This is a genomic window from Pseudoalteromonas sp. J010 (assembly GCF_003934235.1).
GTDB lineage: Bacteria > Pseudomonadota > Gammaproteobacteria > Enterobacterales > Alteromonadaceae > Pseudoalteromonas > Pseudoalteromonas peptidolytica.
This window is the reverse complement of sequence record NZ_RDBW01000053.1, coordinates 1-21,649: the sequence shown is the minus strand read 5'-3', so window position 1 is coordinate 21,649 and position 21,649 is coordinate 1. Positions and strand designations below refer to the sequence as shown.

Here is a 21,649-nt window from a genome sequence, read left to right as displayed (position 1 = left end):
ATGCCACAAATTATCTTTTTACCCCATGAAGAGTTGTGTCCAGAAGGTGCTGCAATTGAAGCAAAAACGGGTGAGACAGTGCTTAATGTGGCATTAAAAAATGGCATTAGTATTCCACATGCTTGTGAAAAGTCATGTGCATGTACCACTTGCCATGTCGTGATCCGTGAAGGTTTTGACTCACTAGAAGAAAGTGATGAGCTTGAAGATGACATGCTAGATAAAGCTTGGGGACTGGAAGCTGAATCACGTTTAGGCTGCCAAGCGATAATTAGTGATGAAGACTTGGTGGTTGAAATTCCAAAGTACAATCTCAATATCGTTAATGAAGACCATTAAGTACAGTTAACAACCTAGGTTGTTAATGACGCATTTAATAAAGCCGTAGTCTTGTACTACGGCTTTTTGTTTTTCTAGGAGGAACGCTATGTCACTCATCAGTAATCCCGAATTTTCACTTATCAATGGCCAATCGCATAGCAGTAAACAGCAAGTCGATGTGATAAACCCTGCGACAGGTGAATCCATTACCCAGGTTTCTGAGGCAGATAATCAGGCTGCTGATATAGCGCTGCAAGCCGCGACTGAAACTTTTGAAACACTCTCTAACTCAACAGCCCACACTCGTAGCAAAGTACTTAGAAAATGGTATGAGCTGGTTGTTGAGCATCGACAAGCACTGGCTGAGATAGTGACTAAAGAACAAGGCAAACCGCTAAAAGAGGCGCTTGCTGAGGCGGATTATGCTGCTGGATTTATCGAATGGTATAGTGAAGAAGCTAAACGAGCCTATGGTCAAGTGATCCCTAGCCACTCACAATCGCATACGCTAACTACCATTCGGCAGGGGGTTGGTGTGGTACTTGGGATCACACCATGGAACTTTCCACTGGCGATGATCACCAGAAAAGTAGCACCAGCCTATGCAGCAGGATGTAGCTTTATTCTAAAACCTTCCGAGAAAACCCCTCTTGCGGCCATCGCTTTAGCTAAGCTTGCGATACAAGCGGGAATGGAAGTCGGTGCTTTTCAAGTCCTTGTTACTAATGACTCAAAAGGATTAGTGGCGCATTTGACTCAGTCCCCTCAAGTAAGAAAGCTTACGTTCACGGGTTCAACACAAGTAGGTAGTGCACTATTAAAACAATGCGCAGACACGGTAAAAAGAACGTCCATGGAGCTTGGTGGCAACGCCCCATTTATTATTTTTGATAGCGCTGACATTGAGCAAGCGATAAATGGCTTGATGGCGGCGAAGTTTAGAAACGCAGGACAAACATGTGTAGCTGCAAATCGCGTGTTTGTTGCACAAGGTATTGCTGCTGATTTCACTGACAAGTTATCACGGCAAGTTGAACAACTTAAGGTTGGCAATGGCTTCGAGGAAGGCGTTGACATTGGGCCACTTATTTCTATTGAGGCAAAGCAAAAAGCACAGCGCTTACTCGAGGATGCGTTAGCTAAAGGCGCAAATATTGCCTATCAAGGCGATAACCAAGCTGGCCAGTTTATGGCACCAGTGGTGATCACGGGCGTAGATAATACGATGGCGCTTTTCCATGAAGAAATCTTTGCTCCTATTGTCAGTATTATTAGCTTTGAGCAGGAGAGTGAGGCGGTGAAAATGGCAAACGCTGTACCAGAAGGACTTGCAGCCTATTTTTATTCAAATGAAGTTAATCAAATCAGACGAGTCAGTGCAGCACTTGAATATGGTATGGTTGGAATTAACGAAGGGATCATATCCAATCCTGTCGCGCCTTTTGGCGGTGTAAAGTTCTCAGGGCTTGGCCGGGAGGGTGCGCAAGAGGGGTTGAGTGAATATCAGGAAATAAAATATTTGTGTCAAAAGTTTTATTAAAAATACTATTTTCATTTGCTTACTCGTATTCGCTTTTAATCTATGCAAAAGCTCAGTACACTAATCCGCTCATTTGACTTTTGATATTTTTTCAATGACAGGAATCAATCAATATCCCGCACTCATTATTTTAGCGGGTGGGCTGGGAAGTCGATTTGGTGGTAATAAGCAGGTTGCTGAGCTGCCGAATCTTAACCAGAGCATTATGGAATTGAGCATCATAGATGCCCACCGAGCTGGTGTGCGCGACGTCATAATGATAGTCAACGATAAAGTGCGAGATTACATCGAAGATGTCATCATACCCAGATTACCAGAGTCGTTAACCGTTACCTTAGTGGAGCAAAAGTTAACGGATATACCTGAGGGTTACCAAGATTGTCTAATTGGCCGTGATAAACCTTGGGGAACTGGACATGCACTGCTATGTGCCAAACCTTATGTAAATAAACCTGCCATCGTCATTACAGCGGACGATTACTATGGAGCTGATGCGTTCTTACAACTCGTGGAACACTTTCAATACCACAATAATATGGCAATGGTGGCATATCCAATTATTAATACGCTATCAGAGCAAGGTGGTGTAAACCGAGGTATTTGTGTAATTGAAGAAGGAAAGCTGCATTCGGTTGAAGAGGCGCTCAATATCCGTTTAGAGAACGGTCAATTGTATGGTGAAATTTCAGGAAAACCTTGTTACCTAGACACCAGAGCGTTGTCTTCTATGACCTTCTGGGGGATTACACCTGAGTTGTTCACTACACTTGAAAGTGGCTTTATCGGGTTTCTAAAGAATTATGACAACGGTGTCAAAAGCGAGTATTATCTGCCAGATTGTATTCAACACTGTATCAATACTGCCACGCAAGCGGTGTCTGTCTATCAGGCCAAATCTAATTGGTATGGCATAACCTATAAGAGCGAACTTAATATTGTCGCAAGAAAGATCTATGAAGCACGTCAAGGAAAATAACCCTCTTCACACAACAACATTCGATTTATCTTCTTTTGAGGTGAATATGGAATATCAAGCTGTTGCGCAACAGCTCGCTGATGAATATGGGCTCATTAGTGAAGAAGCAAAAATGAAGCCGATCGGCAGTGGGCATATTAATACAACAATGTTGTTGCAAGACGCCCAGAAAACCATGGTAGTACAAAAGCTCAATACTAATGTATTCCCCAATCCGCAGCATTTAGTAGAAAATGCTCGTGCCATTGAGCAACACTTAACATCGAAAGCGCTCAATGGTGAATATAGCCTCGCTATTATTAAGCATTTAGCAACGAGTTCAGGCCAATATTTAGTTGATATTAACGACGAAGTTTGGCGTGCGCTTGCATTTATTGGTCGCAGTTATAGTGAAGATGTGGTTACAAGCGAACAGCAGGCTCAAACCGCTGCAAATGCGTTTGGACAATTTGCTCATGCCCTAAATGATTTTGATGCAACCCAGTTACATCATGTGATCCCTGATTTTCATAATTTGGCGATGCGCATTGATACTTTCAATAAGGTGCTAAAGAAAGATGAGCATAATAGAGCTAAGCTGTGCGGTGAGGTGATAGAGGCTTTCCAGCAACAATTCTCGCTCGCGGATGAATTACAAGAAGTACAGCAAGCTGTACCGTTAAGAGCCTGTCACAATGATACTAAAATCAATAACATGCTGTTTTCAACAAATAGTGACCAAGCCAGAGCGGTCATTGATTTAGATACCTGCATGCCTGGCCATTGGCTATTTGATTTTGGTGATATGGTGCGCACTTTTTGTTCTCCTGAGCCGGAAGATTCAACCAACTTGGCTCAAGTACAAGTTAGGGAGAATATATTTTCGGCACTCGCTCGGGGTTATATTGAACCTTTGCAAGCTAGCGTGACAAAAGCTGAGAAAGATAGCTTTATTCTTGGCGCTAAAGTTATGCCATTAATGATAGGCTTGCGTTTTTTGACCGACTACTTGGATGGCGATAACTATTTTGCTATTCATCGAACTGGCCATAATCTAGATAGAGCTAAAAACCAGCTGGCACTTTATGCGAGTGTCTTAGAAAAAGAACCTAACTTAATAGAAATTATACACTCTATCTAGTTGAAAATAGGGTATTGATAAAAAGCGCTTAGGCGCTTTTTTTATGGTTTTATCGCAATCTTTTGAACCTAGAATCGGTATAGTTTAGCTTGTTTACACTCAGCACCGATACCAATTAGCTTGATTGAGTTTGCGATTTTGAGGCGAGAAAACCTTGTTGCTAACACCGCTACTGCGTTCTGTTATCGCCAAGCTACCTACATTCATGCAGGAAGGCAAAAAATTTGTTATTTAGTGTTTTAAATGAGAAATTTTGAGCGCAGTTAACGTCAGGTTTGCTTCTTCAAATTGGGCAAGTATTAAGGCTAACTGGTACGTGTACGCTGTTTATGAAGTATCGTTTAGGAGTCAAAATGAAAAATGTAAATCGCCGCGACTTTTTAAAAGCCGCAGGTGCTGCTGCGGCTGCCAGTGTTGTTGCTGGCTGCGCAAGTTCAAATCAAAATAGCAATATCATACCCAAGCAGCAAGGGCGTTCGGTCATTGGGCTTGTTGCACCAAAAATGGATGTTGTTCGTGTTGGTTTTATCGGGGTGGGTCAGCGTGGCTATGGTCATGTTAAACGTATGAGTCATATTGAGGGCGCGCACATTGTTGCCATTTGTGATACTCATGATGCAGTTCTCGAAAAGTCAGCTAGTTACCTCGTTGACGAACGGGGGCTACCAAAGCCTGAGCTGTATCGTGGTAGTGATTTAGCTTATCAAGATATGCTTAATCGGGATGATATTGACATCGTTATCATTTCAACGCCATGGAAATGGCATGCGCCAATGGCCATTGACACGATGAACAGTGGCAAGCATGCTTTTGTCGAAGTGCCATTGGCATTAACTGTTGAAGAAATGTGGCAAATCGTTGACACCGCTGAGCGCACGCAAAAGAACTGCATGATGATGGAAAATGTCAACTATGGCCGCGATGAGCTGATGGTGCTGAATATGGTTCGACAAGGTATATTCGGCGAATTGCTTCACGCAGAGGCCGCATATATCCACGAACTGCGTTGGCAGATGAAAGAAATTGAGCATAAAACGGGGTCGTGGCGTACTCATTGGCATACGAAGCGTAATGGTAATTTGTATCCAACCCATGGGTTGGGGCCAGTCTCCCAATACATGAATATCAACCGAGGCGATCGTTTCGATTACCTTACTTCAATGAGCTCCCCAGCACTTGGCCGTGCTGCATATGCAAAGCGAGAGTTTTCAGCAGATCACGAGCGTAATCAGTTAAACTACGTGGCTGGTGATATGAACACAACAATGATCAAAACCATTAAGGGACGGAGTATCGTGGTGCAACATGACACAACCACCCCAAGACCTTACTCACGTCATAACCTCATCCAAGGTACCAATGGTGTCTTTGCTGGCTTTCCTAACCGTATTGCTTTGGAGCAAGGCGGTACTAAGAGCTTCCATGAATGGGATCACGACATGGAGTCGTGGTATAAACGATATGACCATCCACTATGGATTAAAATGGGTAAAGAAGCAGAGCGCAATGGTGGTCATGGTGGTATGGACTTTTTAATGTTTTGGCGCATGATTTATTGTTTACGCAATGGTGAGCCGCTTGATCAAGATGTTTATGATGGCGCAGCTTGGTCAGTGATCTCGCCACTATCGGCACAATCTGTGGCAAATCGTAGTGAATCATTAAGCATTCCTGATTTTACTCGTGGTGCTTGGCAAACCGCAGCACCGCTTGGGATTGTTACTGTTTAGGAGTGGCCATGGCGCTTTCGTAGGTGCTAAAGCACATTGAAAAGAATAAAAACAGTGAGTAATAAGATGGGGCGAACTATATCCGCGAAGAGAAGTTCGCCTTTTGCTAAGTGACTATATTTTTTACACTAGACTAACGCCGGAGTCTTAAATTTTCCCTCAAATTAGTACCATATTAAGTTAAAATAAAATGAATACATATATTGCCAATTGATTGCTATTTGTAAGGAGCGTTCATGCAAGTTTCTGTTGAAATCAGTAAATATCCACTTCATCAAGACTACATCCCTTTTATTCAAGGTTTTATTGATAGATTAAATCAACACGATGATATAAAAGTACTCACCAATACCATGTCGACTCAGGTCTTTGGAGAGTTTGATCTCGTTACTTCTATCATAAACCAAGAAATGAAACGCTCTTTTGAAACGTTTGGTAAGAGTATTTTTGTTTGTAAGTTTATTGCCGGTGATTTATCTCCAACACAAAGTGCGGTTATTTAATGGAGTGGTTAACGGATACGCTAGCTGGCTTTACTGCCATGTCTATTTGGGAGTACATTGCAGTCGTGCTAGCCGTGGCATAWTTATTATTAGCCATTAAAGAAAATATCTGGTGCTGGCCTGTGGCATTTATCAATACTTTTATATATACAGTCTTATATTGGAACGGTGCACTCGTGATGGAATCCTTGCTGCATTTCTACTATATGGTGATGGCAGTTGTCGGTTGGTGGATGTGGCGTCAAGGTAACAAGAATACCCCAAGTCGGATAACCTCTTGGTCGATGTCAAAACATCTTAGTGTGATAGCCGTGACAGCTATTGTGTCAGTTGTACTTGGCTATGTGACTAAACATTATATGTCTGCGGATTTAGCCTATCTAGATAGCTTTACAACCTGTTTCGCCGTGGTGACCACCTACTTGGTGGCAAAGAAAGTACTTGAGAATTGGCTATATTGGGTTGTTATAGATGCAGCATCTATTTATCTTTATTATCTAAAAGGGTTCTACCCGACGTTAGTACTTTTCATCTTCTACACCTTAATGGCTTGTTGGGGCTATAAACGTTGGTATGAAGAGTATGAAGCAAAGCAAGGTAAGTCTCTTGCGACACTCTGAACTAGAAGCAATAAAAGCAAGCGTAAATGCAGTTTTTGGTGTGGCTGTTAATGATATACGAAAGCTTACGAAAGGGGTGAGCAATAACAATTATCTGATAACCAGTGATGGTCAGCAATTTGTCATAAAGTGTTACAGTCATGATATTCCTGTTGCAGCACTAGCAGCACAGAATAAGCTTGCTTGCGTTGGAGTTACCTCGACGGCACTACAATATGATATGGATACGCGAATGGCCATATTCAGATATATCCCTGAGGGTAAGTACAACCGTGTGCTAGATGATGAGGCGCTATTAAAACCATTGCTCCAAGTACATAGGCTTGAGCTTGCTGTATATGAAACTCTTGACCTTGTTGGTTATATGAGGGCTATTGAGCTTGAGAGTAGCGCTGTTGTAAACGTGCAATGGCTTTTGTCTCAGCTTGCTGGGTTACCAAGTGACATGGCATTTTGTCATAATGACTTGGTAACTAGTAATATTATTTGCAGTCCTGAAGGCGTGCGTCTTATTGACTTTGAATATGCCTGCCACAACGATATTTTTTTTGATCTGGCGGCATTAGTATGCAGCTTTCAGCGTGATGTTGCATCAGCATACCGTCTTGTTGATACCTACTTTCTACTTAATCAGAAGTGCACACCATCCTATGCAGACGTTAAATTGAAGGTATATTGTCAAATATACTTATTGCTGAGCATTCATTGGTATGAGCAAAAAGGGGTTGTCGATGAAGCGAACAAATTGAGAGAAATACTAACGCTTTGGATATAAACGCAAGGCGCTACGCCAGTAATGCATCAGTTCCCTTGACTGACAATACTGGCACCGGGAGAAGCTGGGCTTAAATACCACCTAAGCGTTGTGCAAGCTCTTTGTATTTTTCCACATCGGCTTTGTCAAAAATTGGCTCGCCACTGGCATCAGTGTCTTTTGCTACTAGCAGGTTCTCTCGAGCAAGACGTCTTACACGTTCAACTTTAACATCAAGAAACTCTGCAACTTGCTCTGTGGTCATTGGTGTCATATTTGTGATCCTCAATCAAGTATTGTGGTACTGCCTTTTTCTGTCAGAATTGACGGTTAAACAGCACTCTCATTCTATTTTATTATTTTCAAAGCATAGTTGAATAACTGGTTTTTTGCTCAAAGTACAGCTTTTTTTCAAAATTCGGTTATTAATTAATCATATAGAAAACATAGTCTGGTATTTCTTAGCACTTCGCATTATTATGTTGACGTCGCTCTCGTGGTGAAATGGATATCACGTAGCCCTCCGGAGGCTAAGTTCTAGGTTCGATCCCTAGCGAGAGCGCCAGTCATTATAGCCAGCCTTTGCGTTTGAAATACACTCCGACTCCAGCGGTGATCACAACCAGCATGATTACAAACAAGGCAAAAGCCCCATTCCATTCGGTACCTGGGATCCCTCCAATATTGACACCTAACAATCCGGTTAAGAACCCCAGCGGTAAAAATAATGCCGCCACAACCGACATGATGTACATTCTCTGGTTTAACTGTTCATTTTGGTGGTTAGTGATCGCATTTTGAATCACTTGTGCCCGCTCAATCGCAGCTTCTAATTCTTCAATATAACGGCTGAGTGCATTATTCGCTTCTTCTAACTGGTGTAAGTGGTCTTCATTTAGCCAATTTACTTTAACTAGTAGTAATTCGTTGATCGCCAGCTTTTGTGGTTTGAGGTATCGTTTTAAGCCGATGGTTTGTCTTCTTAATACCGATAGTTGTTGATAGTTGGGTAGTTGCTCGCTATTTTCTAGGGCTTCCTCAAACTCATCAAGTTGCTCTTCTATTTGCCAAATAATATCTTGCATTCTCATTGAAAGACGCATGACTAAAGTCGAGAGAAGTTCACCAATACTCTTTGCCCCTTGGCTCTTTTTAATTTGTGTAAGCATGTCTTGAGCAGACATAATGTGCCGCTTACGACAGGTTATTAAAAGCTTTTCGTTAGCAAAACAGCGAAGAGAAACCATATCCTCTGGACTTTGCTTTGGGTTTAAATTCACGCCGCGTAAGAATACCAGTAACCCCTCATTACCATTAACCGTTCTTGGCCTGGTCTCATCAGCAGTGAGGGCTTGGTATTCCCATTCGTCCAAAAAGCTCTGGTTTTTTAACCACTCTGTGGTGTCTTCAAAACTATAATCAAAATGAAGCCATAAGGGTTCTTTGTGAATGACTGATCCAATTTCAGAGAGCTCGCACAGTACTCTACCGCCACCTTGACCATCAAGCACGCACGCATGGAGTAATCCTGTCATTGTTTATTCCTAGCAAAAAGTTCATCTCAAGCCTGACATAGATAATTTATTTTTCAAATTCATTTCAATATCTTGGCGATAAAATAAATTGTTTGGATATGCCCTTAACAATATTAGCAAGTATAGAGTATTTGCTTGAAAAGTGTACGAGTGCTGTTACTGTAGAACAATCACTCTGAGTCGCAGGTAATTTATGAATCTTCAGTTGCCTGTTTGAGCGCTAACGCGAGTCATAAATATTAAATTGGTGTGCAGGGTTATAGGAGTTAGGCTATCTTTCAAATTGAGAAAGCTCCAAGACAAAACAGTATTATCTTTAGGATAAATTTATTTTGTTTTTCATATGACTTAATTGCGCGTATAAGTCCAAATTCATTTTATAAAAGAGCACACTATGATCACAGTTGGTTGGCGAGAATGGCTTTCATTACCTGACTTAGGAATTAATAAGATAAAAGCAAAAGTTGATACAGGAGCAAGAACATCTTGTCTTCATGCTTTTAAGGTTGAAGCATTTCAATCAGATAGTGGCGAGCCATGGGTTAGGTTTTGGCTTCATCCACTCCAGGATGACACTGACTATGAAGTATGTTGTGAAGCAAAAGTACTCGATGAACGTGTAGTCACAGACTCTGGAGGTCATAAAGAGCTGCGTTATGTCATCGAGACAAACTTACATATTGGTGAACAGGCTTGGCCTATTGAAGTTACGCTGAGCAATAGAGAAACCATGAAATTTAGAATGCTGCTAGGGCGCACAGCAATGCGAGGCCGCATTATTGTTGACCCAGAACATTCATACTTAAGTAATAAAACGGATAAATCATGAAAATTGGCATTCTTTCAAGGAATCAATCTTTATACTCAACACGTCGCCTTATTGAAGCTGCTGAGCAAAGGGGACATGAGGTTGCTGTAATAGACGCGCTGCGTTGTTACATGAATATTAATAGCAGTGAGCCAGAGATCCATTTTAAGGGGCAGCAACTCAGTGGGTTCGATGCCATAGTACCTCGGATTGGCGCATCTGTGACATTTTATGGATGTGCCGTACTTCGACAGTTTGAAATGATGGGGGTTTACCCATTAAATGAATCGGTAGCAATTACGCGCTCACGAGACAAACTTCGTTCATTACAGTTGTTGTCTAGGAAGGGAGTGGGCATGCCGATCACTGGTTTTGCGAGTAAGCCAGACGACGTCAAAGATCTACTTGAAATGGTAGGTGGGACACCCGTTGTGATCAAATTGCTAGAAGGCACACAGGGTATTGGTGTTGTACTTGCTGAGACGCGCAAAGCAGCAGAAAGTGTTATTGAGGCATTTATGGGTCTTAAAGCCAACATTATGGTGCAAGAATATATTAAAGAAGCTGGTGGAGCGGATATTCGTTGTTTTGTGATTGGTGATAAAGTTATCGCGGCGATGAAACGCCAAGCGCAAGAAGGTGAGTTTCGTTCTAACTTGCACCGAGGGGGCTCGGCAACATTGGTTAAAATTACTCCTGAAGAACGCCGCACTGCGGTAGCGGCTGCAAAAGCAATGGGTTTGAACGTTGCGGGGGTTGATTTACTTCGCTCTGAACGTGGACCTTTGGTAATGGAGGTAAATTCATCACCTGGCCTTGAGGGGATAGAAAAAGCAACAGGCAAAGATATTGCGGACATGATAATTTCGTTCATCGAGAAAAATGCGGCTGCTAAGAGGACTGCGACACGTGGCAAAGGTTAAAATTAACCAGCCTTTCACTTTACTCGATACACGTGTCGGGGTAGCTGAAAGACAAACCGTACAATTGGAGGTGGCGAAGCTGTATACCCACACTCCAATGACTATTCCAATTGAAGTCGTTAATGGTGCGGAGTCTGGCCCTGTATTAATGGTCTGTGCGGCTATTCATGGTGACGAGCTTAATGGGGTTGAAGTGGTGCGTCAGCTATTGAGTAAAGTCGATGCAGCTACATTGCGAGGTACACTAATAGCGGTACCGATCGTGAATATTTTCGGTTTTATTCACAAGTCTCGTTACCTTCCTGATAGGCGGGATTTGAATCGCTGCTTCCCAGGATCAGAGCAAGGCTCACTTGGAGCGAGAATGGCGCATATGTTTTTCGATTTAGTGGTGAAAAAATCCACTCATATAATTGATTTGCATACAGGCGCTATTCATCGTTCAAATTTGCCTCAGATCCGTGGAGATTTGTCTTGTGAGATGACAAAAGAAATGGCGATGGCATTTGGTACTCCTGTGGCTATTGATGCACGACTGCGCAATGGTTCACTTCGCAGTGAAGCCTCAGGTCTAGATATACCGGTGATCACATACGAGGCTGGAGAGGCATTACGCTTTGATGCGCTTGCGATAGCAGCTGGTTTACAAGGTGTAGAAAATGTCATGCGTCACTTAAAAATGCTACGAGGGCGACGCCGAAAGCAAGTTCATGATGCTGTTATTGCAGCAGCGACTAGCTGGGTTAGGGCGGATGTGGACGGTATTGTACGTGCACAGGTAACGCTAGGTGAGCGCGTTTCAAAAGGGCAAATTCTTGCTTACATTGACAGCCCCTTAGGTCAAAGCGAAGAGGCAATTATTGCTCCAAGAAGTGGTATAGTGATTGGGCAGCAGATGTTGCCTTTAGTCAATGAGGGTGATGCGGTATTTCATATTGCCTACTTTGCTCATGCGAATAGTATTGTGGAGCAGCAGCTAGAAACCTTTATCGATGATATAGGCCCTATTTCTTAGGGCCTAGTGGTCGTCTTGGCGCAGCTGGCTGTTTTGGCTTGACTGGTTCTTGGCTCAGTACAAGTACAGGTCTAGTGACGAATAAATTGTTAGGGTAGACGACTTTATGACCGTCGACGTGACGCAAAACGACGCTCATCAACCCCATTTCAACAATACAACCCTCAACAAAGTTGGCTCCATCAACTATTCTAACCCAGTTACCAACTCGGTAATCATTTTGAATAAACATGAGTAAAAATGACGTTAGGTTTGAAAGAAGTGACCAGCCAGCAAACATGGCAACTCCGAGCATTGCAAAAAGCGATGACCCAAGTACAAGTAGACCTCGTAGTTCTATTCCCCAAAATACCAACATAAAGCAGACAAACACAAATGCAACTAGAACCCTAACGAGTAAGTCAGCTCGTTGCTTGCGGTGAGAATCAATTTTACCTCTGGTGACTTTTTCTAGTAGTTTACAGCACGCTTTCATTAACAGTGGAAAGCACAGTACGGCCAGCAGAGTAACAATGAGTTTGTATTGGCTAAGTGCAAAGTCTAAAAAATGCACGGTGGTATCCTAATAATTTTTTTGCTTTATAACATGTTTACCTATTCAAGACATCGCTAAAAACGATTTTTTACGGTTAGTAGCCATTGGATACTATCGACATTATCTGGTCCGTTAATAGGCGTTGCTAGGTCTATATGTACCATGATGTCTGAATTTGCTCGACTTGGTGCTAGTCTCAGTCCAATACCAACATTCTTTAACACTGACTCATTCCCCTCTATCGCAAGGTGTGAATGATAAGCTCTGCCAACATCAAAAAACGCCGCACCACCTACTTTAAATAGGCGCCATAAATCATATTCCCAGTAGTAACGCTTTTCAATATTAAGCAGCATGCTGCGGCTACCTTGTTGGTATTTTATTGGGTAGCCCCTTAAGCCCGTTTCCCCTCCTAATGTAATTTGATTGTCCAAGGTAAGGTTTTTACCATAGGTATAGCTTGCATTAAGAAACCAAGACTCATATATGCTGGTGTTAAAGTAGTACTGAAAGGTGGTGGTGGCGATGAGGTTTTCAGATTTCTTTGCTTCTTTATCCCAATTTCCTTCAATATCAAAATAAAAACGCCATAGGCTATGATCTGAGGTGTAATGTGCAGTGTTAGCAGAGAACGAATATATTAGTCGCTCAGTATCATCACTCCAAGTTTGTGTTGAGTAACCAAGTAGTGCATTAATATTCCAGCCTAAATTGAGATCTTCTGTCCTATAAATCGAATCAAAGTTACGCACTTTGACATAAGAGTCTTCAAACCATTGTGCTTGGATATATGGATAGGTTAGTGTTCGATCTTTTGCGATAGGTAATGTAGTGTCGCTGATCTCCTCGAATGTATGTTGCTCATGGCGAGCACCCGCTATTAAGCGACGAGTCCAGTTCCCTGACAATGGCTTTGAGTGGCCAAAATAGAGTTGGGTTACCTCTGTGGATTGACTAAATTCTGATATGGTTTCCCCTTCAGAGTACAAAGGCTCCTCGCGTTTATCGGAATAACTAGTAAAACCATAACTATACGGCGTATCCGTAGCAAAAAATGGGTAGCTCACGTCAATATAGTGGCGCTCACCATCGTCGTTATCGGAATACTCAATTCTCCCTCGGTACCGTGAATTTAAAATATTGGGGTCATCATAAACAAATTGATACCCAGAGCGGTCAACTTCAGTTATTTGAGTAAAAGAAAGTCGCTTACCCCAGCCGAATAAGTTACTTTCTCGAAATCCTACTCTTGAGGTATTTTCCCCTCCACTGCGACTAAAGCTTAAGTCGGGTAGCAAAGTCCATAGATCTCGAGTGACGACAGTAACAAGGATATCACCATCACAGTTTTCGCTGGCAAAGATCCGTGCATCATATAAATAAGACTGATTGCGAAGTAGCCGCTCTGATTCGCTGAGTTTCCTAGGGTTGTATTTATCACCTTCTTGAAATAAGAGCACACTTTTCAGTACTTCAGGTTTGGTTTGGATATGGTAATTATTTGCAAATCGAAATAATGCGTTATCTTCTTCTGGGTTGCTAGTATCAAAAACATTCAGCTGTTTTAATGTAATCGCTGCGATTTTCTTACCATTGGCAGGCTCTGGATATATCTGCTCAACATCAAGCTGACGAGATAAGTTTTCATCACTTTTAGCTTCAACACGGTTGTTACTGCAGCTGTCAGTGTAGTGTTCAGCTGTCACTTGTTCTGTGTTAGCAAAGGTGCTTGTGCCGCAAAAGAGCAGCACACAACTGTACGATAACCGATTTACTTTCATCTTGAAGCCTTTAAGTCGAGTCTTCCTTTAGTATGGATTATATTGTTGCAACTTGCTCTGTATCCGCAACAAAAGTAATAATATTTATAGACTTAAAGAGCTTTATGTGGACTTAACGAGAAAGGTTTTTGTGTAGCGAGGGCAGTAAATCTAGGGCGTCAACACCATCTGGTGCTATCCAAACGCTGTTGCTGTAGTGTTCAAAATTTAAGTTGAAATAGCTGTCGTTAAATGTAAAGCGCCACAGATGTCTATCTGCGCCTGTCGAAAACTCAATCAGCTCGACGGCATCATGGTGCAAGAAGACTTGACCCCATAATTCAAACTCATCATCTTGAGGTAACAATTCTGGATGAATGATGATCACTTCGTGTTGCAGATCTAAAGTCAGAGTCGTCATTTAGTCTCTTTCCAAGTAGTTTCTAATCAATTGCATAAATGGAGCACCATATTTACTTAATTTGGTGAAGCCAACCCCGGACACTTGCAAAAACTCACTATCGTTTGTCGGTGTTTTTTGTGCCATTTCAGCGAGTGTTCTATCGTTAAATACAACATACGGTGGTACGTCATCTTCATCTGCTAATTGTTTTCTCAATGCGCGTAATTTAGCAAATAGCTTTTTGTCGTAATTAAACTGGGCAAGCTTGTCTTGATAAACGTGTTTAGCAACGAGTCTTGGCTCTGCCAGCTGTAAAACATATTCACCTTTGAGCACCGCTCTTGCGGCTTCGGTAAGTCTGAGAGTCGCACCTTGAGTTATATCTTGATTTAATAAGCCATGATGGATAAGTTGACGCAAAATACTGAGCCAAAACTCATTACTATGTTCTTTTCCGATCCCGTATGTAGACAGCGTATGGTGGTTATATTCTCTTATTCTGGCAGTATTTGCCCCACGTAGAATATCGACAATATAGCCAATGCCAAAGCGTTGCTCTGCGCGGTATACACAAGATAATGCTTGTTGCGCAACTAAAGTACCATCAAATTGCTTTGGAGGATTTAGACAAATATCGCAGTTGCCGCAAGCCTCGCGCTGATACTCACTAAAATAATTGAGTAAAATTTGCCGGCGGCAAGTTTGGGCTTCTGCAAAGCTAGACATTGCTTGAAAACGTTGCTCTTCCACTTTGCGGCGCTGCTCATCTGGAATATCTTCAAAAAAACGCCTAACTCTTGGAATGTCAGCAGGATCGAAATACATTACCGCCTCAGCAGCAAGGCCATCTCGACCGGCGCGACCAGTTTCTTGATAATAGGCCTCAACACTTTTTGGGATATCGTAATGTACAACAAACCGAACATTGGGCTTATTGATCCCCATTCCAAATGCAACAGTGGCTACGACAATTTGAATGTCGTCTCGTGCGAAGCGGTTTTGCACAAATTGTCGTTGGTCATTATCCAAGCCAGCATGATAACCTGCAGCGTTAAACCCAGCATCGATAAGTCGCTCGGCAATATCGTCTACACGTTTTCTACTACCACAGTAGATAATTCCGCTTTGGCCTTTTTGCTCTTTGAGGTAACGGAACAGTTGTGATAGTGGCTTAAATTTTTCTTCTATGGTGTAGCGGATATTCGGTCTGTCGAAGCTACCAGTATAAATAAACGGTTCATACATCCCGAGTTGCTGCACGATGTCTTTTCGCGTTGCTAAATCAGCAGTTGCCGTTAATGCCATCATTGGAACATTAGGAAAATACTGCCGTAACTCTTTCAAGCGAAAGTAATGAGGTCTAAAGTCATGCCCCCAGTGAGACACACAATGCGCTTCATCAATTGCGAATAAGCTGATGTGGCAGCCAGCAATGCGGTCAATAAACTCTCGCTGTAAGGCTTTTTCAGGTGCAACATAAAGTAGCGTTATGTCTCCATTATAGAGCCTGTCGTAAATGTCTCTCTGCTGTTCCCATGCAACACTATTATTTATATATTCAGCGGCAATACCTTGTGCTTTTAATTGAGCAACTTGGTCTTGCATCAGTGATATAAGGGGCGAAATAACAAGTGTAACCCCGGGCAGTAATACTGCAGGAACTTGATAGCATAAAGACTTTCCACCGCCTGTTGGCAACAACACAAGCGTGTCCTGACCAGCTAAGCTAGACTGAATGATATCAAGTTGACCGTGTCGAAACGTACTGTAACCGAATATATCTTTCAGTACCGTATGAGGGTCGTTAGCTGGCGTGTTCTCGAGGGTATTCATCGCGGCTATTTTAGAGTTTTTTTTGACCCTTGTCTTTGCTTTTTACGCTCGGATGGAGGGAGTGAATAAGATTTGAACACTTTGCCCTCTACAAACTGGAGGAAGCCTTGGTATATATTCATCCAACTTTCATCGCTGTTAACTACAAACCATAGTATACTGTTTGACCTTTAAGTGGATCCTACCAAGATTAAACAAGGTCTAAAGCTGTGATTGAAGAACAGAAAAAAGGACATTTACTCGCTGTACTTGCCTTTTTGATGTGGGGATTAGCCCCCATCTATTTTAAGCAATTGACTCATGTTGATGCGATTGAAATATTAATTCATCGCGTAATATGGTCGGTGCTGTTTATCTTTATTATTGTGCTGGCTAGACAACAGTGGCCAAAGATAAAAGCGATTTTAGTTAACCCCAAGCTGTTGGCGATGCTGACATTAACTGCTTTATTACTCGGGTTTAACTGGGGGTTGTTTATTTGGTCTGTGCAAAACGACTATATGTTAGATGCAAGCCTTGGGTATTATATCAACCCGCTACTCAATGTGTTGCTAGGCATGTTATTTCTTTCTGAAAAGCTAAGAGCAGGACAGAAGTTTGCTGTGATGCTTGCAATATTTGGCGTATTGCTACAGCTTATTAGTTTTGGCTCTTTTCCTATCATTGCCTTTTCTTTGGCTGGCTCATTTGCGATTTATGGCTTGCTTCGAAAAACGTTAGCGGTAGAGTCACTACCGGGTCTATTGGTTGAAGCGCTTATTTTAACGCCAATAGCATTGGTGTACTGGTGGTGGGTGGAACCTAGTGCTACTAGTAACCTTATGAACAATGATTGGTATACTAATATACTCCTTGTTAGCGCAGGGGTTGTAACTACTTTGCCATTACTGTGTTTCACAGGTGCCGCCAAGCGCATTCCATACTCAACGTTAGGTTTTTTTCAATATATCGGGCCGAGTTTAATGTTTATGTTGGCTGTACTATTTTACGGAGAACCGTTTGACGCTGAACGAGCCGTTACCTTTGCTTTTATTTGGAGTGCATTGGTGATGTTTAGTCTCGACTCTTACCGTGATAGGAGAAAGCGCTTAGTAAACTAAGCGGTTTCTACCGGTATCTTTAGCTTGATAAAGTTGCTCATCGGCATCTTTTATCAAGCTTTCTATATTGGTTGTCACTTGTGAAGCGAGTCCCATTGAGACAGTAAAGGCAATTTTCTGAGTTGTCAGCTTGCTACTGTTACTTTCCAAATATTTTCTAAATTGTTCGAGCTTTTCCACGCAACCTTCTGATTTTGTATCTTTAAAATAGATAGCGAACTCCTCCCCGCCTAATCGCGCAACGAGATCACTCGCAAAGTGTGTAGCGAACACCTTGCCAATAGATTCCAGTACAGCGTCGCCACCGTCATGACCATACTTATCATTCACTTGTTTAAAGTGGTCAATGTCAATCATGGCTATTAGTCCATGCTGCTTTTTGCCAAATCGTGCTTTTAAACTCTTTTTTACGGTGTCGAAAAAGTAGCGGCGGTTAGGCAGTCCGGTGAGGTAGTCAGTATTAGCTTGTCGTCTGATTGTTTGGATATGTTCGAGCATATCGACGTTTTGACTAAGGCGGCAATAAAACTCTTCAGCATTAAATGGCTTTCTTAAATAGTCATTAGCTCCATTTTTCAAAAAGCGTGTGGACAGGTTGGCATTTTCTACTCCTGAAATACCGATGATTGCTTTATCGTCATCTGAGTAGAGTCGTCGTATTTCGATACAAAGCTCTTCTCCACGCATATTTGGCATCTCGTTGTCTGTAATGATCACAGAAATTTCTGGGTTCTCTTTTAATACCGCTAGCGCTTCAAGCCCATCACATGCTTCTAGAACCTGATATTTATGTCTAATTAGAAGTGCTGATACATAGTTCCGAGATGCCATTGAGTCATCGACAACGAGAACTTTTACATTTTCATTCCTTGGCAAGCGCTCCAACTGTCGCCGTAAGTAGTGATAAGCCTGTTTATTTTCTTTTATGATGTAATCGATAATCGGGTACTGTTCGACAATAGAGCGAGTCTGGCTTTCTATATTACCCGTCATAACAATAGTTGGAATATCTGCGCTAACAGTGCATGGGATAGCTTCTCCATGGGGCGCATCTGGCAGTACAAAATCAACAACAGCACAGAAGTAAGTATGCTGTGATAACAACGCCTGAGCTTCAGCAAGAGACTCTGCAATATCTACTTGATACCCAGCAGAAGTTGCAATGTGCTTTTGCACTTTCGCAATGGTAGGGGTGTCTTCAATAATTAGGATTTTCCGTAACACAACCTTCGCCAATTATTTCCTGTTTTATTAATTCTTAACCTAACTGAAAGGAAATGCAATGAGAGGATCAATAATTGAACGGGATAACAGCGTATAAATCTACTGTCATAATGATTGAAGAAGGAAAACACTGACAGTTGTGAACTAAAATATTGTCAACAACTGCCAATGATAGTGTCGGCACACTATTAACATTCATAATGTTATAGTTCGTCGTCAATATCCGCTGGGATTACCACGCTGCTATCATTTTGTACTTTTGAGCGACCAAATAGAGTATGAAACTTTGTTTTGCAGGTTGTATGCTTGAGGTATTTGGTCCAAGCTTTTTCAACGGCATTAGTCGGTGGGATTAAGCCATCCATCACTTGAACGAATTGTGACTGGAAACTATTTTGAGGTTCTGCTGCTTTGCTGTATAAGCTTCTTAGTGTGGCTCCACAGCGTTCAAGAATCTCGGCTTCTTGAAGGGTAAAGTGGCCACTGCGTCCAAATCCTCTAGGGAAATTGGCATCATCATAAAAGGCTCTGTTGCTTGCAAAGGCATTTTTCAAAGTCGCTAAATTATGATCCATAACTGAGTCCTCTAAGGTTATCTGGCTGGAGTATGGACCAAGTTTTCAAATTTTTTAAACGAGTAATTTTTATCGTCAGGAAGAAAAATGGACATAGATCTATTAAAAACTTTTGTTGAAGTTGTGAAGACCCGCCATTTTGGCAGGGCAGCTGAAAATTTATACATTACGCAATCAGCTGTAAGTTTTAGGATCCGTCAATTAGAGCAGAGCCTAGGGGTAAACCTGTTCATTCGCCAGCGCAACAATATTCAATTGACAGCACCTGGTGAAAGACTGCTACCTCACGCAAAAATGATACTGACGGGCATGCAAAGAGCAAAAGTCGATGTTGCGCTCGCAAATAACATGCACAAACAATTGTCTCTAAGCGGCACAGCGAATATTTGGGATGCTTTTTTACAGTTTGGTATCAATCATATCGTTTCTGCTATGCCAGGCGTATCTCTAGTAGCAGAAGTCAAAACGCAGCAAGAAAGTACAAGATTGCTATTAGAAAGAACATTAGATCTTGCGGTTCTATTCGATCCACCTAAAGTAGATGAGCTGGAGGTCAGGCCGATCAGTGACTTGGCAATTATTCCTGTGAGCACCTTTGATACTGCTACCAAGGAAGACTTCTTTGACAACCAATATGTTTATGTCGATTGGGGTACTGCATTTTCATTATGGCATGCAAAGCAATTTACAGGTGCGACACCTCCATATTTCAGAACAAGTACAGGACGGATCGCGCTGGATTTGATCTTACAATGTGGCGGATCAGCCTTTGTTCCGGAAGCGCTAGCGCTGGAGGCTATTGAGGCCGAAAAATTATTCCAAATTAATGACGTCGAAAGTAATTCAAGGGAGATATATGTAGCGTATCACAAAGATAATGATCAGTTAGAACAGATTGAAACGATAGTAAATTTGTTAGGAGCGGTGCAGTAGTTCCTATAATGAATATTTTGTGACGTATTTCTTAATTTTGAGTGTCACTTTATTTTCAGAAATATTTTATGTGTAATATTTTTGTCATTTAGCAATGTCACACTGCGCATGTTTTAAAAATACGTGTTGCGATATTGAGGAAATACACATGAAACTAACTAAGACTGCTTTGGCGCTATCATTATTAAGTGCAATCACCCTTCAAGCAAATGCTGAAGTAGATGTTTATGGTAAAGCGAACGTATCGGTGCAATCTTCAGATGATGGTGCTGGCTCTGTTACTGAAATCAAAAGTAACGCTTCTCGCTTTGGTTTCAAAGGTTCTGAGAAATTAAACTCAGGTTTAGAAGTTATTTACAAGCTTGAATTTCAAGTGGATGTGTCTGACGCCGACTCCAAAGGTGACAAAGACAATATTACAGCACGTAACCAGTATGTTGGTTTGAAAGGTAACTTTGGTGAAGTAGTGATTGGTCGTAACGACACCGCATTAAAACAATCACAAGGCAAGTTAGATCAATTCAATGACCTTGAAGGTGATATTAAGGTACTGTTCAAAGGTGAGAATCGTTTAGGCGATTCAATCTCATATAAATCACCAAGCTTTAATGGCATTAGAGTTTTAGGTAGTTTTATTGCTGAAGATAATGAAGAAGGTGAAAACGGCTTCTCTACAGCGGTTACTTATGGTGACGCGGGTTTAAAAGAGTCAACTGTCTATGCAGCGATTGCAGCTGACAGTGAAGTTAACGGCTATGACACGATTCGTTTTAGTGTGCAAGGGAAACTAGCTGACTTTAAACTTGGTGCAATGTACCAGACTCAAGAAAAAGTGGATGGTAGCGCAGAAGCGGATGGCTATTTATTAAATGCAGCATATAAGTTAGGTAGTGCGACATTGAAGGCTCAGTATCAAGTTATTGATTTTGACGCGGGTGACAAAGTTGATGGAGTCTCTGTTGGTGTCGATTACAAACTTGCCAAAAATGCGAAGGTGTATGGTTTCTATTCTACATATGATGCAGATAACCAGGTCGAAAAAGATTATTTAGGTCTAGGTATTGAATATAAGTTTTAATCTTTAGGCGCTATCTAAGGTTAAAAGAGCAAAACACCCGCTTATAGCGGGTGTTTTTGTATGTGTTTTGAACTGATTGGTTTCTTTTTGTTCGATTGACGGGTTTTTTGCAATTTTCTTTAAAAAAAGGGTTGCACTTAAATCGGATCTCCCTATAATGCGCATCCACCGACACGGGGAGCAGCGCTGAAAAGCAACGAGCCAACGAGTCGGGAGTCAAATAAAACTTGAGTTTGAATACTTCGAAAGAAAATCAAAATTAAGTGTTGACAACAAATGGGAAATGCTTAGAATGCACAACCCTCAGCGCTAACGGCGCAGTGATGGTGAGTCATCGCACCGGGTAACCGGAACTGTTCTTTA

At 41.8% G+C, this 21,649-nt stretch carries 22 protein-coding genes and 1 tRNA gene; 15 read left to right on the top strand and 8 right to left on the bottom strand.

Annotation, left to right across the window (positions count from 1 at the left end; all coding sequences use genetic code 11):
- The 8 genes from fdx to EAG18_RS21270 all read left to right on the top strand — a co-directional run bounded on the left by fdx (position 1) and on the right by EAG18_RS21270 (position 7,585).
- The gene (gene fdx, locus EAG18_RS21305) at positions 1–339 is read left to right on the top strand and encodes an ISC system 2Fe-2S type ferredoxin (protein WP_125254358.1); all 339 of its coding nucleotides are present in this window, start codon (positions 1–3) and stop codon (positions 337–339) included.
- An 88-nt stretch (positions 340–427) separates the two neighbouring features.
- Positions 428–1,861, top strand: coding sequence for an NAD-dependent succinate-semialdehyde dehydrogenase (locus EAG18_RS21300; protein WP_125254357.1), 1,434 nt, complete (start codon positions 428–430; stop codon positions 1,859–1,861).
- Between the two features lie 94 nt (positions 1,862–1,955).
- Positions 1,956–2,837, top strand: a complete 882-nt coding sequence (locus EAG18_RS21295; protein ID WP_125254356.1) for an NTP transferase domain-containing protein — start codon at positions 1,956–1,958, stop codon at positions 2,835–2,837.
- A 46-nt stretch (positions 2,838–2,883) separates the two neighbouring features.
- Complete coding sequence (locus EAG18_RS21290) at positions 2,884–3,957, top strand: aminoglycoside phosphotransferase family protein (RefSeq protein ID WP_125254367.1); 1,074 nt, start codon at positions 2,884–2,886, stop codon at positions 3,955–3,957.
- Between the two features lie 353 nt (positions 3,958–4,310).
- On the top strand, positions 4,311–5,687 hold the full coding sequence (locus EAG18_RS21285; RefSeq protein WP_125254355.1) for a Gfo/Idh/MocA family oxidoreductase: 1,377 nt from the start codon (positions 4,311–4,313) through the stop codon (positions 5,685–5,687).
- 236 nt (positions 5,688–5,923) lie between these two features.
- Positions 5,924–6,190 carry a hypothetical protein gene (locus tag EAG18_RS21280; RefSeq protein ID WP_125254354.1) on the top strand — a complete coding sequence of 89 codons (267 nt, stop codon included), beginning with the start codon at positions 5,924–5,926 and terminating at the stop codon, positions 6,188–6,190.
- Positions 6,190–6,810: a nicotinamide riboside transporter PnuC gene (pnuC, locus tag EAG18_RS21275; RefSeq protein ID WP_125254353.1), complete on the top strand. Its 621-nt coding sequence runs from the start codon at positions 6,190–6,192 to the stop codon at positions 6,808–6,810. The genes EAG18_RS21280 and pnuC overlap by 1 nt, the downstream gene beginning before the upstream one ends.
- Positions 6,797–7,585, top strand: coding sequence for a phosphotransferase (locus tag EAG18_RS21270; RefSeq protein ID WP_125254352.1), 789 nt, complete (start codon positions 6,797–6,799; stop codon positions 7,583–7,585). Before pnuC ends, EAG18_RS21270 begins: the two co-directional genes overlap by 14 nt.
- A 70-nt stretch (positions 7,586–7,655) precedes the next feature.
- On the opposite strand, the gene EAG18_RS21265 is transcribed toward EAG18_RS21270, so the two are convergent.
- Positions 7,656–7,838: a helix-turn-helix domain-containing protein gene (locus tag EAG18_RS21265; RefSeq protein WP_010378988.1), complete on the bottom strand. Its 183-nt coding sequence runs from the start codon at positions 7,836–7,838 to the stop codon at positions 7,656–7,658.
- A gap of 216 nt (positions 7,839–8,054) precedes the next feature.
- Between EAG18_RS21265 and EAG18_RS21260 the strand changes: the two genes are divergently transcribed.
- A tRNA-Arg gene (locus EAG18_RS21260) sits at positions 8,055–8,129 on the top strand.
- A 4-nt stretch (positions 8,130–8,133) separates the two neighbouring features.
- Here EAG18_RS21260 and EAG18_RS21255 read toward each other — a convergent pair.
- Positions 8,134–9,099, bottom strand: a complete 966-nt coding sequence (locus EAG18_RS21255) for a zinc transporter ZntB (protein WP_125254351.1) — start codon at positions 9,097–9,099, stop codon at positions 8,134–8,136.
- 394 nt (positions 9,100–9,493) lie between these two features.
- Here EAG18_RS21255 and EAG18_RS21250 point away from each other — a divergent pair, with 394 nt between their 5' ends.
- The 3 genes from EAG18_RS21250 to EAG18_RS21240 are packed head-to-tail and all read left to right on the top strand — an operon-like array spanning position 9,494 to position 11,845.
- Entirely contained in the window at positions 9,494–9,928 is a 435-nt protein-coding gene (locus EAG18_RS21250) for an ATP-dependent zinc protease (protein ID WP_125254350.1), read from the top strand.
- Positions 9,925–10,830 carry a 30S ribosomal protein S6--L-glutamate ligase gene (rimK, locus tag EAG18_RS21245; protein WP_125254349.1) on the top strand — a complete coding sequence of 302 codons (906 nt, stop codon included), beginning with the start codon at positions 9,925–9,927 and terminating at the stop codon, positions 10,828–10,830. The genes EAG18_RS21250 and rimK overlap by 4 nt, the downstream gene beginning before the upstream one ends.
- Positions 10,817–11,845, top strand: a complete 1,029-nt coding sequence (locus EAG18_RS21240; RefSeq protein WP_125254348.1) for a succinylglutamate desuccinylase/aspartoacylase family protein — start codon at positions 10,817–10,819, stop codon at positions 11,843–11,845. Before rimK ends, EAG18_RS21240 begins: the two co-directional genes overlap by 14 nt.
- Here EAG18_RS21240 and EAG18_RS21235 read toward each other — a convergent pair.
- From EAG18_RS21235 to recQ, 4 genes are all read right to left on the bottom strand, one after another.
- On the bottom strand, positions 11,835–12,398 hold the full coding sequence (locus EAG18_RS21235; RefSeq protein WP_125254347.1) for a mechanosensitive ion channel domain-containing protein: 564 nt from the start codon (positions 12,396–12,398) through the stop codon (positions 11,835–11,837). The genes EAG18_RS21240 and EAG18_RS21235 overlap by 11 nt on opposite strands.
- Before the next feature lie 56 nt (positions 12,399–12,454).
- On the bottom strand, positions 12,455–14,161 hold the full coding sequence (locus EAG18_RS21230; protein WP_125254346.1) for a POTRA domain-containing protein: 1,707 nt from the start codon (positions 14,159–14,161) through the stop codon (positions 12,455–12,457).
- A 112-nt stretch (positions 14,162–14,273) separates the two neighbouring features.
- Complete coding sequence (locus tag EAG18_RS21225) at positions 14,274–14,561, bottom strand: DUF3630 family protein (protein WP_125254345.1); 288 nt, start codon at positions 14,559–14,561, stop codon at positions 14,274–14,276.
- Positions 14,562–16,376, bottom strand: coding sequence for a DNA helicase RecQ (recQ, locus tag EAG18_RS21220; protein WP_125254344.1), 1,815 nt, complete (start codon positions 16,374–16,376; stop codon positions 14,562–14,564).
- Between the two features lie 209 nt (positions 16,377–16,585).
- On the opposite strand from recQ, the gene rarD reads away from it, so the two are divergent.
- Positions 16,586–17,476: an EamA family transporter RarD gene (rarD, locus tag EAG18_RS21215; protein ID WP_125254343.1), complete on the top strand. Its 891-nt coding sequence runs from the start codon at positions 16,586–16,588 to the stop codon at positions 17,474–17,476.
- Here rarD and EAG18_RS21210 read toward each other — a convergent pair.
- Together EAG18_RS21210 and maoP are read right to left on the bottom strand one after the other, a co-directional pair.
- On the bottom strand, positions 17,465–18,700 hold the full coding sequence (locus EAG18_RS21210) for a diguanylate cyclase (RefSeq protein ID WP_176032596.1): 1,236 nt from the start codon (positions 18,698–18,700) through the stop codon (positions 17,465–17,467). The two genes, rarD and EAG18_RS21210, sit on opposite strands and share 12 nt — an antisense overlap.
- Before the next feature lie 203 nt (positions 18,701–18,903).
- Positions 18,904–19,275 carry a DUF413 domain-containing protein gene (gene maoP / locus EAG18_RS21205; protein WP_125254341.1) on the bottom strand — a complete coding sequence of 124 codons (372 nt, stop codon included), beginning with the start codon at positions 19,273–19,275 and terminating at the stop codon, positions 18,904–18,906.
- 87 nt (positions 19,276–19,362) lie between these two features.
- Between maoP and EAG18_RS21200 the strand changes: the two genes are divergently transcribed.
- Together EAG18_RS21200 and EAG18_RS21195 are read left to right on the top strand one after the other, a co-directional pair.
- Positions 19,363–20,208 (top strand): LysR family transcriptional regulator, encoded by an 846-nt coding sequence (locus EAG18_RS21200; protein ID WP_125254340.1) that lies wholly within the window; start codon positions 19,363–19,365, stop codon positions 20,206–20,208.
- Positions 20,209–20,356: 148 nt separating this feature from the next.
- Positions 20,357–21,286, top strand: coding sequence for a porin (locus EAG18_RS21195; protein WP_125254339.1), 930 nt, complete (start codon positions 20,357–20,359; stop codon positions 21,284–21,286).
- Positions 21,287–21,649: the final 363 nt, after the last annotated feature.